Source organism: Anaerobium acetethylicum, assembly GCF_900096945.1.
Taxonomy (GTDB): Bacteria; Bacillota; Clostridia; order Lachnospirales; family Lachnospiraceae; genus Anaerobium; species Anaerobium acetethylicum.
The window spans coordinates 17462-33223 of the sequence record NZ_FMKA01000010.1; the positions used below are offsets into that span (position 1 = coordinate 17462).

13 protein-coding genes, 2 pseudogenes and 1 riboswitch are annotated in these 15762 nt (G+C 42.4%); of the genes and pseudogenes, 12 read left to right on the plus strand and 3 right to left on the minus strand.

Annotated features, from left to right (window positions below):
- Positions 1-295: 295 nt before the first annotated feature.
- A riboswitch (cyclic di-GMP riboswitch) is annotated at positions 296-398 on the plus strand.
- 213 nt (positions 399-611) lie between these two features.
- From BJR36_RS21130 to BJR36_RS09615, 5 genes and pseudogenes are all read left to right on the plus strand, one after another.
- Positions 612-1277, plus strand: a pseudogene (locus tag BJR36_RS21130) (cellulose binding domain-containing protein); the annotation flags it as partial.
- Positions 1278-1442: 165 nt separating this feature from the next.
- A complete protein-coding gene (locus tag BJR36_RS21135; protein ID WP_408605718.1) occupies positions 1443-3983 on the plus strand; it encodes a VWA domain-containing protein in 2541 nt (846 codons plus the stop codon).
- A complete protein-coding gene (locus tag BJR36_RS09605; protein WP_169823651.1) occupies positions 3983-4462 on the plus strand; it encodes a DUF5104 domain-containing protein in 480 nt (159 codons plus the stop codon). Before BJR36_RS21135 ends, BJR36_RS09605 begins: the two co-directional genes overlap by 1 nt.
- Positions 4463-4577: 115 nt before the next feature.
- A complete protein-coding gene (locus tag BJR36_RS09610) occupies positions 4578-4970 on the plus strand; it encodes a vWA domain-containing protein (protein ID WP_207648845.1) in 393 nt (130 codons plus the stop codon).
- A gap of 164 nt (positions 4971-5134) precedes the next feature.
- A pseudogene (locus BJR36_RS09615) lies at positions 5135-5494 on the plus strand (DUF5104 domain-containing protein); the annotation flags it as partial.
- Between the two features lie 320 nt (positions 5495-5814).
- On the opposite strand, the gene BJR36_RS09620 reads toward BJR36_RS09615, so the two are convergent.
- Both BJR36_RS09620 and BJR36_RS09625 read right to left on the minus strand, forming a co-directional pair.
- Complete coding sequence (locus BJR36_RS09620; protein WP_091233380.1) at positions 5815-6492, minus strand: D-lyxose/D-mannose family sugar isomerase; 678 nt, start codon at positions 6490-6492, stop codon at positions 5815-5817.
- Between the two features lie 100 nt (positions 6493-6592).
- Positions 6593-7468, minus strand: a complete 876-nt coding sequence (locus tag BJR36_RS09625) for an AraC family transcriptional regulator (RefSeq protein WP_091233383.1) — start codon at positions 7466-7468, stop codon at positions 6593-6595.
- Between the two features lie 136 nt (positions 7469-7604).
- Between BJR36_RS09625 and BJR36_RS09630 the strand changes: the two genes are divergently transcribed.
- Positions 7605-8537, plus strand: coding sequence for a carbohydrate kinase family protein (locus BJR36_RS09630; RefSeq protein WP_091233386.1), 933 nt, complete (start codon positions 7605-7607; stop codon positions 8535-8537).
- Entirely contained in the window at positions 8525-9427 is a 903-nt protein-coding gene (locus BJR36_RS09635; RefSeq protein ID WP_091233388.1) for an aldose 1-epimerase family protein, read from the plus strand. The genes BJR36_RS09630 and BJR36_RS09635 overlap by 13 nt, the downstream gene beginning before the upstream one ends.
- Positions 9428-9607: 180 nt before the next feature.
- On the opposite strand, the gene ndk is transcribed toward BJR36_RS09635, so the two are convergent.
- Positions 9608-10021, minus strand: coding sequence for a nucleoside-diphosphate kinase (gene ndk / locus BJR36_RS09640; RefSeq protein WP_091233391.1), 414 nt, complete (start codon positions 10019-10021; stop codon positions 9608-9610).
- A gap of 252 nt (positions 10022-10273) precedes the next feature.
- Between ndk and BJR36_RS09645 the strand changes: the two genes are divergently transcribed.
- The 5 genes from BJR36_RS09645 to BJR36_RS09665 all read left to right on the plus strand — a co-directional run bounded on the left by BJR36_RS09645 (position 10274) and on the right by BJR36_RS09665 (position 15762).
- Positions 10274-11089: a DeoR/GlpR family DNA-binding transcription regulator gene (locus BJR36_RS09645; RefSeq protein WP_330387881.1), complete on the plus strand. Its 816-nt coding sequence runs from the start codon at positions 10274-10276 to the stop codon at positions 11087-11089.
- Positions 11086-12000, plus strand: a complete 915-nt coding sequence (gene pfkB, locus BJR36_RS09650; protein WP_091233398.1) for a 1-phosphofructokinase — start codon at positions 11086-11088, stop codon at positions 11998-12000. Before BJR36_RS09645 ends, pfkB begins: the two co-directional genes overlap by 4 nt.
- A 232-nt stretch (positions 12001-12232) precedes the next feature.
- A complete protein-coding gene (locus BJR36_RS09655; RefSeq protein ID WP_091233400.1) occupies positions 12233-14146 on the plus strand; it encodes a PTS fructose transporter subunit IIABC in 1914 nt (637 codons plus the stop codon).
- Between the two features lie 14 nt (positions 14147-14160).
- Positions 14161-14418: an HPr family phosphocarrier protein gene (locus tag BJR36_RS09660; protein WP_091233402.1), complete on the plus strand. Its 258-nt coding sequence runs from the start codon at positions 14161-14163 to the stop codon at positions 14416-14418.
- 462 nt (positions 14419-14880) lie between these two features.
- Positions 14881-15762, plus strand: a complete 882-nt coding sequence (locus BJR36_RS09665) for a fumarylacetoacetate hydrolase family protein (RefSeq protein WP_091233404.1) — start codon at positions 14881-14883, stop codon at positions 15760-15762.

Genomic DNA, 15762 nt, shown 5'->3' on the forward strand with positions numbered 1-15762 from the left:
AATATTTATACTGTGGATGTCCTTTTTCAGAGGTTTCCTAGGTACTATAAAGTATTGTAGAAACAGGGCTGCTGCTCAATGACTTATTATTAGTCATTGAGCAGCAGCCCTGTCATTTTTCTACTCCTGGATACTCAGTGCAGAGCAGCCTGTAAGACGTCTCATATCCCCACATCCATACTGTTTGAAGGAAAAGAGGGGTCTGGCTCTTTTTTTTGTTAAATACAGCATTTACCTCTAACCCCTTTTTTTAATAATAACCCTTATGTTGACAAAATCAACAATAAATGTTAAAGTTTAAGGGAGGTAAACTTATTGAAAGATAAGGACACAAAACTGGAAGCCGTAAAGAGAGTATTGGGGAACTAACTTAACTTTCAGGTGGTTCGGTTGCGATCAGAATAACTGGTTGCTTTTTTTGTGCGAAGGCACAAGGCAAACGTCTATGCTTGCATATCAATTTGCCGCTGCATGCGAATAGGTGGTGTCTTGCGAAGCATGACAGTTATGGTTGTTTCTGCCTTTCGACAAAACAACGAGATAAAAAAGGAGGAAAACGTATGTTTGAAAAATGTACTAATAGGGGTCTGGCGTTAATGTTGGCAATTATTATGCTCGTAATAACTTGCTATTCTCCAGAGGTATATGCTGCAAATAAAAAAGTAATTAATAGCAGCACGTACAGTGGAGAAGGATTTGAGGTAATATTTGATGTCACCGGAAGTTGGAGCGGAGCTTATAATGCAAAAATTACAATTAAGAATACCGCTGACAAGAATATTGAGAACTGGTGTATTGCTTTTCCTTTGCAGGAGACGATAAGTAATATCTGGAATGCAAGTATAGTAGACATCAGTGGTGGCTATTATAAAATAAAAAATATGGGCTGGAATCAGGATATTGCTATTGGCACAAGTGTGAGTTTTGGATTCACTGCAAGTGGGGATTTTTCACGATTTCCAAATTGTTATGATATTTTTGGTAAAGCAGAAGAAGTATCAATGGACAAATATGGTGTTGCATATGAAATAGAAAGTGACTGGGGTGATGGATTTAACGGTAAAGTAACAATAACCAATAAATCAGAAAAAGTGATTGAAGACTGGTGCATGTAATTTGATTTTGATAATGAAATCAGTAATATCTGGAATGCAACAATAAAAGAACATATGGGAAGCCATTATACTTTATATAACAAGCAATACAATCAAAATATCGGAGTTGGCCAGAGCGTTAGCTTTGGTTTTACGGTTAATAATGGTTCGTCGGCTAATTCTGTATCTAATATATCTTTAATTCAGATCAACACAGAAAAAAGGAATACCGCAATCACTATTGATGATTCGGATTTTGAACAATCAGACGTAGATCAAAGCTACTTTGTATCTGGTGCGTTAAACGATATCAGAGGAAAGATAGAAGGTGTTGATGAGGTTTCAGAGCTGGATTACGAGATTACGTCAATCTCAGGAATTGTGATTTCATCAGGAAGGATAGATGTTGCAGAAGAATGGTCATTCTCAGACTTTGATTTAAACTATGGAACAAACAATGTTACCGTAACAGCCACAGATTCTTCTGGAGGGAAGACTTCTGCTTCAATTAAATTATACAACACGAATCAGGATAATATGGGAGATGCAATTGATCGTGAAGAATTGGTAAATGACATATTATCACAGGATAGTGATGGAGATGGTCTATGTAACTTTATTGAAGCAGAAGTGATATATACTGATGCATTTAAGGTAGACAGTGATGAAGATGGCATTGCAGACGGAAATGAAGATTGTGATCAGGATGGAGTGTCCAACTTGATAGAAATGGATACAAAAACCAATCCGGCAATAAAGGATAGCGATGAAGATGGTCTTATGGATGGGGAGGAAATAGATACCTATAAAACGGATCCTCTTAGTCAGGATACAGATGGGGATAAAGCATCGGACAAATGGGAAATAGACAATGAGTATGATCCGTGTGTATACAATAACTCATTTGTGTCTCACAGTGAAATTAAATTAAATGAGAAAATTACAGAGGTATCACTAAAAATCAATGGATGTGATGGTAATGCGGCTGAGACATTATCCATTTCAACTATAGAAAATGCGATGTTTAACAATGAAATTCCAGGTTATATAGGTGACTGCTGCGAATTTACAACTCAGGGTTCATTTGAAAGTGCAGAAGTCTCGTACACGCTGGAGGAAACCTTATTTGATGAAGAGGATTTTGTTCCTGCTTTATATTATTTCAACGAGGAAACCCAATTATTAGAAGAAGTTGCAAATCAGCAAATCAATGGAGAGATTGTCAGCGCAACTTTGTCGCATTTTTCTAAATATATATTGATAAATAAGACTGTATATGATAAATCAAGGGTATACACGCTTCTGTATAATGAAGACGATGCAAGTAATTATAAAGGCATGGATATTGTTTTTGCTATCGATTCATCAGGAAGCATGACATCAAATGATAGATCCGGTGTCAGGAAAACAGTGACAAAGAATTTTATAAATGTATTAACAGAGAATGATCGAGCAGCTGTTGTTGATTTTGACAGTTATGCTTCTGTTTATTCCGATTTTACATCGGATTCAGAAACTTTGAATACAGCTGTTAATAAAATTGACAGTTCGGGTGGAACCAGTTTGTCTGATGCGATGTCATCTGCAATTGGCTTATTTACATCATCTGACTATGACGGAGATGGAAAGGCCAGATATATCGTTTTGCTAACGGATGGACAAGGGACTTACAGCACAGCTTACACTACAAAAGCAAAGGATAATGGAATAGTTGTTTATACGGTAGGCTTAGGAAGCAATGTATCAACGAGCGTCTTAACTACGTTAGCGGAAGGAACTGGTGGGGAATATTATCACGCAAATAATGCGGATAAGTTAAAGGGAATTTTTGATACAATTGCAGACAAAACCGATTTATATAAAGATTCTGACAGTGATAAATTGAAAGATTATTATGAGAAAGAAATAAATAGTGGAAATCTGAGATTAGGAACAGGTGTGAAGTTAACTGGATTAAACTACTTGAATGCAGATACAGATAGTGATACTCTTAAAGATGGGGAAGAACTGGAAGTGTCAAAATCAGGCCATCTGGTATATGTAAAAATGAAATCGAATCCTACCACCGGGGATACGGATGGAGATGGATTACTTGATGGAACTGCCAGAATAATTAACGGAAAAAGGGTGGCACCGAAAGATCCTGACCTCCTACATGCGAATGGTCCAAAAGGAATTTGGCAGGCTCAGTTTGAACAAGAATCAAAGGGTATCTCTAGCGAACTTGGTGATTGGTACGAGTTTAACCTTGATCTGTCATCCTTTGAAGGCGGAATACGTTCGAAGATTGCTGCTGCTTTAGGATCTCGCGCTTTGAACTTCAAGGTGGATGATAAGAATATAGCGGTACACTCACAAGTTGATACCTGGCAGGAAATTTGGGGATATAATGACTTTTATGATCTTGTGTTCAGAACAGGAACCAATGGTAATATTCGCAAAGATAAGTTTCAATTTAGCAATGGTGATGGGGAAAATTATATAATTTGGATATGGTGTGGTGATTATCTGAATTTGGGAAGTGGTGCGGAAATGGGCATTTATACTAACCCTCGAAAAGCACCGCTAATCAATCTCGAACATTGGGAAGCAGTAGATTTTCAGTTACCGATGACATTGAATCTTTATAATTATAATGGGAACGATGATATTGAGAATGTATTTAGCTGGGCACCGGAAGATACCCAATGGTGGATAACGGGGTTTAAACCAGATTTTAATCAACCTAAGGTTGAAAAGATGGTAACACTTGGGACAATAGATTTTACTGACCAAGAAAAACTCTATAGTGATTTAAAATCTGAGATTATTACCGATGACTATCTTAAGAAGTTTATGATTTTTGATGATGAAAATCACATGGTATGGATTATTTGGTGGGAGTTATAATGAAAAAAAAAATCAAATTTATGTTACTTGTATATACATTATTTTTGCTTTCTGCGTGTTCGCTAAGAAAGGATATCCATTCGTATCAAAAAATTGAGACAGAGTGTGATGAAATTGTGCAGTACCTTAGTGAAGATGATACAGAAGGGCTAAAAAGTATGTTTTGTAATATGACAAGATCTTCATCTGAGTTTGATAAACAAATACAAGTTGCAATGGATTATTTCGAAGGCAAGGTAATTGAGCATGATCCATTTACATTAAAAAATGATGGGAGTTCAGTTGAAAACGGAAAGATAACACGTCTTTATAGTTCGCCACATCTAACTGGTATTGTTACAGATGTAGGAAAAACCTACGAAATAAAATTTTATTCATATATTATCAATACAGATGATGAAGACAAAGTAGGAATATCAAAATTAACTATAAAAACTGATAATGGGAATGAATGTATAATTGGAGAATATATAAGATAAATATTTTTGTATCCATTTAGTGATATGGTATTTTACTGTGAAAAGAAACAAATAAATTCTGGATTTTGGCAGTTATGCTTCTGCTTATTCCGATTTCATATCGGATTCAGAAACTTTGAATACAGCTGTTAACAAAATTGACAGTTCGGGTGGAACCAGTTTGTCTGATGCGATGTCATCTGCAATTGGCTTATTTACATCATCTGCTTATGACGGTGATGGAAAGGCCAGGTATATCGTTTTGCTAACGGATGGACAAGGGACTTACAGAACAGTTTACACAACAAAAGCAAAAGATAATGGAATACGTTCGAAGATTGCTGCTGCTTTAGGATCTCGGATTTTGAACTTCAAGTTGGATGATAAGGATATAGCGGTACACTCACAAGTTGATACCTGGCAGGAAATTTGGGGATATAATGACTTTTATGATCTTGTCTTCAGAACAGGAACCAATGGGAACATGCGTGACGAAAAGTTCCAATTTAAAGGAGAATATATAGATTAATGTAAATTTTCGGGTGAATTAAGGATGGTATAAATGAAAAAGTTTAAAATAGTTGCTGTAATTTTAATGCATATCGTTGCAATATCGTTTGTTTCAGGGTGCTCGAGTGATACGTTTGTTGATTCGGGGTATACAGGGCAAAAAAAAGCAAAGAACTTTTACAATATCTGAGTAACGATGATGAGGAAGGATTAAAAAGTATGTTTTGTAATACAACAAGATCCGCACCCGATTTTAATGAACAAATAGAAGAAGTAATGAAATTCTTCGATGGGAAAGTAACGGAGCACGATTCACTCGTCGGGATTAGTGGTGGTAGCCGTGCCGTTGACGACGGGAAAACAACAAAATTGACTATTACACCTAAAATTACAGGTATTGTAACAGATGCCGGGAAAAAATATGAAATTATGTTTTATTCTCATTTAATTAATTCGGAGGATAAAGATAAGGTTGGCATATCTGAATTATCTATAACAACAGATGATAGAGCAGAATGTATTGTAGGAAAATACATAAGATAGAGTGGAGTGTTTATCCAGAAAAAAAGCCTGAGTTGTACGAATTAATCATATGGTTTACTTGATGGAACTGCCAAGATAATAAAAGGAAAAAGTGTGGCATCGAAAAATTTCGACCTCTTATATAGGAATGGCCCAAAAGGCATTCGGCAGGCTCAATATGAATAAGAACTAAGTGGAATCTCTAGCGAACTTGGTAATATGCGCAAAGATAAATTTCAAATTAGCAGAGCAAATAAATGCTCTGCTGAAAAAAATATGATTATATGGGGCTGCTGCTCAATGATTGATTTTCAATCATTGAGCAGCAGCCCTGTCTTATTTTATACCCCAGGATACTCATTGCAGAGCAGCCTGTAAGGCGCCTCATCTTCCTCAATTGTCGGGAATCGTCCGACAGGCTCATAGAAGCGGTTGTCGGTATTGTCGTCGTTGCACATGGAGACTTCGCCGATCAGCACATCTCCGGTGCCCGGTTTCACGTCAAAATCATGGTACTGGTGAGGCCAGAGGGTAATGCTTTCTCCAGGTCTGAGTTCAACTCCGGTGCCTGCCTTTACATAGTAGGAGCGGCCGTCGGCATTTACCAGAACGTCGGAATCATCGAAAGAGCCGTCGCCCTTGTCGTTGTAGAGGTGGATGATCAGTGTTCCGCCGCCTCGGTTGATGATGTCCTCGCTCTTGTTCCAATGGAAATGCATAGGGGAATGCTGCCCTTCCTTAAGCATTAACAGTTTTTCGGCATAGGTCTTTTTGTATTTTGGATTATTCTGGTTTCCGTTTCTGATGGTAATCAGGGCGAAGCCGGTTTTTTCAAAATCGCCGAGGCCGTAGTCTGTAATATCCCAGCCCAGCATGTTGTCCCGGATTTCATCATATTCTTCGTTTTTGTTTTTCCAGTCTTCCGGGGTCCAATTGCAGAACGGCGGGAGTTCGAAGCGGTGCTCGTTGATCAGCTTTTCCATATCCTGTATTGCCCGGTTGATTTCTGAACGTTTCATTTTTATACCTCCATATGTTCGCGTTTTCTTTTATAGGTTTAGTATAGACTGATTTAAGAATATACGCATTTAGTTGGGGACAGTGTACAAAATCAAAGATTTATCGTTTGAGCTGTTTTATATAAGCAGAAGGACTATAGGTATTGTAGCGTTTGAATACCACTGAGAAATAGCTGCTTGTGTTAAAACCGAGTTCCATGGCAGTCCTTGTGATTTCCATGCCTTCGGAAAGCAGCTTTTTTGAGAGTTCGATTTTTTGAAAGTTTATGAAGCTGCGGGGGGAAATGCCCATCTGAGCCTTGAATTTCTGCTTGTACTGGGAGGTTGAAAGGCTGCATAGCGCAGCAAGCGTGTCGAGGCTCAGCTCTTCCTTCAGATGTTCCATGATGTAGGCAACTGACCCTTCGATATCCTGGGTCAGGCCGGATTGCGGAAGATTGTCGTATTCGATAAGCCTGTTCAGGAATACGCAGAGATACGAGGACGCCAGGTGGCGGTTCTGGTTCAGGAAACATGCTTCAAAGGATTTCCTCAACAGCTGGAACATTTCCTTTGTATCGGTCTTGATCAGGTGACTGTTCAGGCTCTGGAGAGCGGTGATCAGGTCTGCTGAAGCATTGCGGTTCAGGTCAAGGATTGTATCAGCTTCTGTAATGTTGATCTGGAACCAGAAAATCTCTCCCACGGAAATGGGGATCAGATTCGTGCTATGGATTTCGTCGGGAAAGGTGATGAACACATCCCCTCCGCTTAATTTGTAGTCAGAACTGTCTGCAGAGAAGGATATGACGCCGTCTGAAACATAGGTGATTTCAAAGCAGCCCTTGTGATAATGGTTCGGCAGGGGCGCTATGGCAGTAGTCATGGTATGTTTTCCGAACATCTGAAGCCCGGGTATCTGAAGCTGTTCCTGGGTGAGCACGTTTCTGTTTGTTGAGAAATACGGCTTGTCTATTAAATGTATGGCATGTTCCATAATCGTGTCTCCTGTCCGAAATATTTATTTTTGTACGGTGGTTATAAAAGATAGTAATACAATTCAAATAATATTATAATGGAAGATAGGAAAAGTCAACATTTTTTGGTTTGAGAAGAAAGGGAGATATGATAATATGGATGCAATTTGTATGGGAGAAATGCTGATCGATTTTACACCAGGAAAAGAAAAGGACAGCTATATAAAAAATCCAGGGGGAGCGCCGGCAAATGCGGCTGTGAGCATTGCAAGGAACGGGCTTGAGGCGGGATTCCTCGGCAAGCTCGGCAATGATGATTTCGGCAGGTTCCTGAAGGCTACGCTGGAAGAGAATCAGGTAAAGGTACTTTGTCCGGAACTGACAGACGAGGCGGTCACTACCCTGGCATTTGTTACCCTCTATGAAGGAGGAGAACGTTCTTTCACATTTGCTAGAAAACCAGGAGCAGACATGCTGGTCAGAAAAGAAGACATCAAAAAGGAAGACATAGAGGCATGCAGACTGTTCCACGCAGGATCCTTCAGCTTGTCAGCAGAGCCGGGTGCCGAAGCTGTAAAATATGGAATGAAGATGGCGCATGACAGCGGAAAACTTGTAAGCTTCGATGTCAATTACAGGGATATGGTGTGGGAGAGCAGGGAAGCAGCGAAAAGCCAGGTAGATCAGGTGCTGCCTTACGTGGATTTCCTGAAAATCTCAGATGAAGAGCTGTATTTCGTCGGCGGAGAAGAGAACATCCCGAACATGATGGAAGAGTACGGTATCGCGGTGGTGATTGAGACATTAGGTGCGAAAGGTGCAAAATACTTCTATAAGGGAAATTCCGGAACGGTAGAAGGAAGAAAAGTGAATGCTGTAGATGCAACCGGAGCAGGCGATGCTTTCTGGGGCGGATTCCTGTCAAAGCTGCTTATGAGCGGAATCAACAGCGTGGCTGATTTAACTGAGGATGCTGTTAAGGATGCACTGCGTTATGGAAATATTTCGGGTTCCATATGCGTGCAGAAAATGGGAGGCATTCCGGCCCTGCCTGCGAAAGAGGAAATCGAAGCCGTATGGAATATGTAATCAGCAACAGCAGGCTTAAAGTGGCGATATCTTCAAAAGGCGCTGAACTGCAGTCGATTATGGACCAGGAAGGAAACGAGTATCTGTGGCAGGGGAGCAGGAGCAGCTGGGAAGACAAGGCCCCCAATATCTTTCCGTATATTGGAAGACTGACTGAAGAGACCTATACCATAAATGGAAAACCCTATCATATGGGAATCCATGGCTTTGCCATGCACAAAGAATTCCTGGCAAAGCAGAAGACGGATGAATCAGCTGCCTTATATGTGGAAGATGATGAAGAAACAAGGAAGCAGTATCCTTTTCCTTTCAGGTTTTATGTGGAATATGCCTTGTCAGGCAGCAGGATAGAGATTACGTACAGGGTGCTGAATCAGGGAAATGAGACCATGTATTTCGGCGTGGGCGGACATCCCGGATTCAACGTTCCATTTGAAGCGGGATGCAGGTTTGAAGATTACACCATAGAATTTGAAGAACATGCTGAACCGGTCAGGATCGGAATGTCGGAAAAATGTTTTGTTCAGGGACCGGACAGAAACCTCCCCTTACGGGAAGGTCGTTATCTCGACCTTCAGCATGGCCTGTTTGATGAGGATGCGATCCTGCTCAAAAACATGGGAAAAAGAGTGGTGCTGAAACGCAGGAATGGGAAAAACGCGATCGCAGTCTCCTTTCCGGATATGAGCTATCTTGGCATCTGGCACTGGCCGAAGGCAAGTGTGGATTATGTCTGCATCGAGCCCTGGTCTTCCCTGCCATCGAGACAGGATGTGGTGGAAGATATCACAAAACAGGATAACCTGATTTCATTGGAACCTGGCAAAAGCTATGAGAATAAATGGGAAATCGAACTTATCTGTGACTATAAAGGACATAGTCCTGAATAGTCACAAAATTGATTAATCAGAGAATTATACGAGACAGGCCGTCCATGAAAGCATTATGCTTTCATGGACGGCCTGTTTTTAATCTCATAGGACTAACATCAATCAGCCCTCTACACTGCAAAGTGTCTTTGTCCACAAGATTGAGGGCCACGGGAGTTGAGAGTGGCGAACCCGCTTTTTTTAGTCTGCCTGAAATTCAGGGAACCAGAGTTTGATTTCTTCTTCGGCATGCTCCTGGGAATCGGAAGAATGAATCGAATTCTCGGTTTTCGAGAGGCCGAATCGGCCCCTTATGGTACCCGCATCGGCTTCAAGGGGATTTGTGCCCCCGTTTATTTTTCGGACAGCAGCAACCGCATTTTTCCCTTCCACTATCATGGCGCATAACTCGCTTCTGGAGAGGTAGGCAGTCAGCTCGTCAAAGAAGGGCTTGTCTTTGTGTTCCTGGTAATGCCTTCTGGCGAGTTCCAGGGAAGGCTTCGTAATCTTGAGCGTCGATATGCGGAGTCCCTTTTTTTCATAAATGGAGATGATCTCTCCCATCAGTCTTCTTTCCATTGCGTCAGGTTTAATAATCACGAATGTCTTTTCCATAAGCGTACCCTCCAGTTTACAGATGCTGTTAACAGGGATTCAAACAAAAACAATAAAAAAGAAAGTGTATGACTATAGTTTAATGGATAGAGGCAAGGATTTCAATAGTGAATGCAAAAACTGGAAAAACTGCATGAGAGTGGCTGTTTATGGGGCTTTCGGCATAGCATAAACAGCCATCCTGACTGCTTTCTGTAAAATATGGGAATTATATGATTGAATATGAATGAATTTGGTTGAAAATGAAAGAATATGATTGACTTTGGTGGTATAAAATGGTATCATCAAACTATCAAAAAGAGCAGAGGTGATGGAATGCTTGCGGAGAAACGACTCAGTGAAATTGTAGCCATTGTTGAAGAAAAGAGAAGCGTCACGGTTACGGAGCTTATGGACATCCTGAGTGCTTCTGAGTCAACTGTAAGAAGGGATCTGAATGTTCTTGACGGAAACGGTCAGATCAAAAAGGTGCATGGCGGAGCAGTGGCAGTCGGGAATACATACTACACTGTTGATGCTGATGTAGTATCCAGGAAGGATCAGAACAATGATGAGAAGGTGAGAATTGGGAAATATGCCGCATCACTGATCAAGCCGGGAGATTTTGTCTTCATCGACGCAGGGACAACGACAGAAGTAATGCTTGACTACATCACTGAGAAGAAAGCAACTTTCGTTACGAACGGCATCGACCACGCCAGAAAATTATCGCAGATGGGACTCACGACCTATATTCTCGGAGGAGAATTCAAGGCAACGACGGAAGCGATTGTAGGCGAGGAAGCCATTGAGAGCCTGAATAAGTATAACTTTACGATCGGCTTCTTTGGAACGAACGGAATAGCTGTCAACAATGGATACAGCACCCCGGACGTGAAGGAGGCAATGGTAAAGAAGAAGGCAATCAGGCACTGCAGGAACAGATACATATTAAGCGATTCAAGCAAATTTACAAAAATATCCTCAGTCATATTTGCAGAGTTCGAATCAGCCAGAATCATCACGACGGCTGTTCACGACGAAGCATACAGGAACTGCAGGAACATAGTGGAGGTGGATAAGCTGTGATCTATACAGTTACATTTAATCCGTCACTGGACTATATCGTTTCAGTGGATGATTTTACGACAGGCAAAGTAAACAGGACGACCAAGGAACTTATTTATGCCGGAGGCAAAGGGATCAACGTTTCCATCGTGCTTAAAAATCTGGGTTATGACAGCACGGCACTGGGATTCGTGGCAGGCTTTACGGGAAAAGAGATTTCAAGGCTGCTGTCTGAAAAAGGAATTAGTACGGATTTCGTTAAGGTTACGAACGGGATTTCCAGAATCAATGTCAAGATCCGTTCTGACAGGGAGAGCGAAATAAACGGTCAGGGGCCAGCAATCGACAAGGATTCCATTGACAAGCTGTTTGAGCAGCTGGACCATCTCAAGGCAGGCGATGTGCTTGTTCTGGCTGGAAGCATACCAAACGTTATGCCGAGTACCATGTACAGCGATATCATGGCGTTTCTGAAAGGCAGGAACATCAGGATCGTCGTTGATGCAACGCAGGATCTTCTGCTGAATGTCCTGGAATACAAACCATTCTTAATCAAACCGAATAACCATGAACTGGGAGAAATATTCGGAGTTGAGCTGAAGACCAGGGAAGAGGTAGTTCCTTATGCAAAGAAGATGCAGGAGAAAGGTGCCGTAAACGTACTTGTCTCAATGGCGGGTGAAGGAGCTGTTCTCGTTACGGAAGAAGGAGCGGTCTACATGGCTGAAGCGCCGAAAGGAAAGCTGAAGAACTCGGTAGGAGCCGGAGATTCCATGGTGGCAGGATTCATAGCAGGATATCTTCAGTCTGAGGACTATGCCGAAGCATTTAAGACAGCTGTCTGTACAGGAAGCGCAAGCGCATTTTCAGAGGAGCTTGCAACCAGGGAAGAAGTTGAACAACTGCTGAGTGCCCATAAATTTAATTTGTAACTATTCAGGACTACGTCCTTCATAGTCACAGATGATGCACACAAATTGCAAAATCAGCAATTTGGCGCACGCAGAACTCGGGTTTTTATGCGAAAACAGCATAAAAGCACCTCGCGTCACTGGATTACTGAACAGTTACTTGGTTTTCAATATCTTCACGGAGAACTTTTTGTTGCAGGGAAGCGATTCCCCATTATATAAAAAGCGGTAGTCAAATAAGGAGGAATATGTGATGAGAATTACGGATTTATTGGATGCAAAGAGCATCAGGCTTGAAGGAAAAGTATCAGGCAAACAGGAAGCAATCGACACCATGGTTGAACTTATGACGGCAAGCGGAAAAATCAAGGATAAAGAGGTTTATCGCAAGGGCGTTTTTGCAAGGGAAGCAGAAGGAACAACAGGAATCGGAGAAGGTATCGCCATTCCGCATTGTAAATCAGATTCAGTTGCAAAACCGGGACTGAGTGCCATGGTAGTAAAAGATGGTGTCGATTTTGACTCTCTGGACGGTGCGCCGGTAGATCTGATCTTTCTTATTGCAGCGCCGAATACGAAGGAAAATGTACATCTTGAAGTGCTCAGCAAATTATCAGTCCTTTTGATGGATGAAGGTTTTACTGATGGTTTGAGAAAAGCAAAGACTGTAGATGAATTCCTCAAGGTAATTGATGACACGGAATCAAAGAAGGATGCAGAAGAAGCTGCAAAACAGGTACAGCCTGCTGCAACCGGAGCTGTAACGGCAAAGCTTCTCGCAGTGACCGGTTGCCCGACAGGTATCGCACATACCTTCATGGCAGCAGAAAATATCGAGAAAAAAGCGAAAGCCATGGGCTGCAGCATCAAAGTTGAGACAAGAGGAGCCGGCGGCGCAAAGAATGTCCTCACTGCTGAAGAAATTGCAGAAGCAGATGCAATCATCGTAGCAGCTGACACCCAGGTGCCTATGGACAGATTCAACGGCAAAAAGGTAATCATCACAAAGGTTTCGGACGGAATCAATAAGGCGGAAGCGCTTGTAGCAAAAGCAATCAGCGGAGACGTACCTGTATTTAAGGCAACAGGCGCATCAAGTGCAGAGTTCACCGGAGGAAAAGAGAGCGTAGGACGTAAGATCTACAAGAACCTTATGAACGGCGTATCCCATATGCTTCCATTCGTTGTAGGCGGAGGTATCCTGATCGCCCTTGCATTCCTGATTGATGGATTTTCAGTTGACCTGAACGCATTGCCTGAAGCTGACAGATCCAGTTTCGGTTCCATCACGCCGCTGGCAGCACTCTTCATGAAGATCGGCGGATCGGCATTCGCCTTCATGCTCCCTATCCTTGCAGGCTTCATTGCAATGAGCATCGCTGACAGACCAGGTCTTGCACTTGGTATCGTAGGCGGATATATCGCTTCCCAGGGAAAATCCGGATTCCTCGGAGCGCTTATAGCAGGTTTTATAGCAGGATATATCATTGTTCTTCTTAAGAAGGTGTTTTCAGGACTTCCGGCACGTCTTGACGGCGTTAAACCGATACTGCTTTATCCGCTTTTCGGTATCCTGCTGACAGGCCTTGCAATGATTAAAATAGTTGAACCGATCGTAGGCGTTATCAATACATCACTGAACAACGGATTAGCAAACATGGGAAATACGAGCTCGATTCTCCTGGGAATCCTTCTCGCAGGAATGATGTCCGTGGATATGGGAGGCCCTGTAAACAAGGCGGCATACGTATTCGGAACCGCATCCATTGCAGCAGGAAACTACAACATCATGGCAGCAGTTATGGTAGGCGGTATGGTTCCACCTTGCGCAATTGCACTTGCAACGATTCTGTTCAAGAAGAAATTCACAGAAGATGAGAAAAAAGCCGGTCCTACGAACTTTATCCTTGGACTTTCCTTTATCACAGAGGGTGCGATTCCTTTCGCCGCATCAGATCCGCTCAGGGTGCTTCCAGCTTGTATAATCGGTTCTGCACTGGCAGGAGCAATATCCATGGCAGCGAACTGCACACTGATGGCACCGCACGGAGGAATCTTCGTATTTCCAGTGGTTGGAAATGTACTTATGTATCTTGTCGCACTTGTGGCAGGAACAGTCGCAGGAGCATTTATGCTCGGTATATTGAAAAAAACAGTTGAGAATTAAGAGGAGAAATTGAAATGAAAGAATTTACATATACAATAGCTGATCCAGAAGGAATCCACGCAAGACCGGCCGGACTTTTCGTCAAACAGGCTGCATCCTTCAAAAGCAGCGTTACGATTGCAAAAGACGGGAAAGAAGTCGATGCAAAGAGAATTTTCGGAGTAATGGGTCTTGGCGTGAAACAGGGCCACGACATTATCCTGAAAGTGGAAGGCGAAGATGAAGCTGAGGCTATTGAAGCATTAAGCACATTCCTGAAAGAAAATCTGTAACTATTCAGGACTACGTCCTTCATAGTCACAGATGAAGCACACAAATTGCAAAATCAGCAATTTGGCGCACGCATGTCTCAGGTTTTTATGCAAATTCAGCATAAAAACACCTCGCGAGACAGGGGCTCTGAACAGTTACGAAAATCTGTAATAATCGTTAAGAACATAGAAGGCGTCCATCCCCCCGGGCGCAGGGAAAGAGCCGGCAGATGGTAAGAATCTGCCGGCTCTTTCCGCGTCCTTGGAGTTAGACCTAGGACGGAAGGATTGAAATCCGAGCACAGAAATGATTGCGTGCAACTGTTCAGAACCTCTGTCATCTGTGACTATGAAGGACGTAGTCCTGAACAGTTACGATTGCGTTATGTTCCGGGCTCATGTATTATTAAAGACATAGAAGCTGTGTGGCTATAAAGGACAAAGTACCAGGTAGCCGCGGAGCATATTACAAGGAGGTAAAAAATGAAATTGCTCACTTACAAATATGAGGATACGGAAAAAATAGGAATCCTAGATCCGTCTGAAACCTATATCCTTCCCCTTGGACAGTTTGGAATTTTTAGCCGGACCATGAATGAACTCATAGACAGCCCGGATGATCTGAAAAAGCTGGAAGCTGCTGACCTTGAGGGAGCGGCAGAAAGGGTGCTGTACTCGGAAGTGGTGACATGCGCACCGATACCCTGTCCAAAACAGGATATCATATGTCTGGGAATTAATTACATGGCCCATGCGGAAGAGTCTGCAAGGTTCAAGAAGGAAGCTTTCGGAGGAGAAAGGCCTTATGCTGTTTATTTCAGCAAGAGGGTGAACGAAGCGGCAGGAAGCGGCTGGGACATTCCATCTCATAGTGACATTACAAAACAGCTAGATTATGAAGCAGAGCTGGCGGTTATCATAGGAAAGGACACAAAAAACGTGCAGCCTGAAGATGCCGGCGATTATATTTTTGGCTATACGGTTCTGAATGACATCAGCGCCCGTGAACTCCAGATCCGCCATAAGCAGTGGTATTTCGGAAAAAGCCTTGAGGGTTCGACGCTTATGGGTCCCTGGATCGTAACAAAGGACGAACTGGAATTTCCACCGAAACGCCGCATCACTTCAACTGTGAACGGGGAACTGAGGCAGGACAGCAATACGGAGCTGCTTATTTTTTCTATCCAGCATGTAATCAGTGAGCTGAGCATGGGAATGACCCTGAAAGCAGGAACCATCATTTCAATGGGAACTCCTGCCGGTGTCGGAATGGGAATGGAGCCGCCGACGTTCTTAAAGGCAGGCGACGTGGTCGAGTGCTGGATTGAGGGAATCGGTGCTTTGACAAACAGGATTGCAGATTGA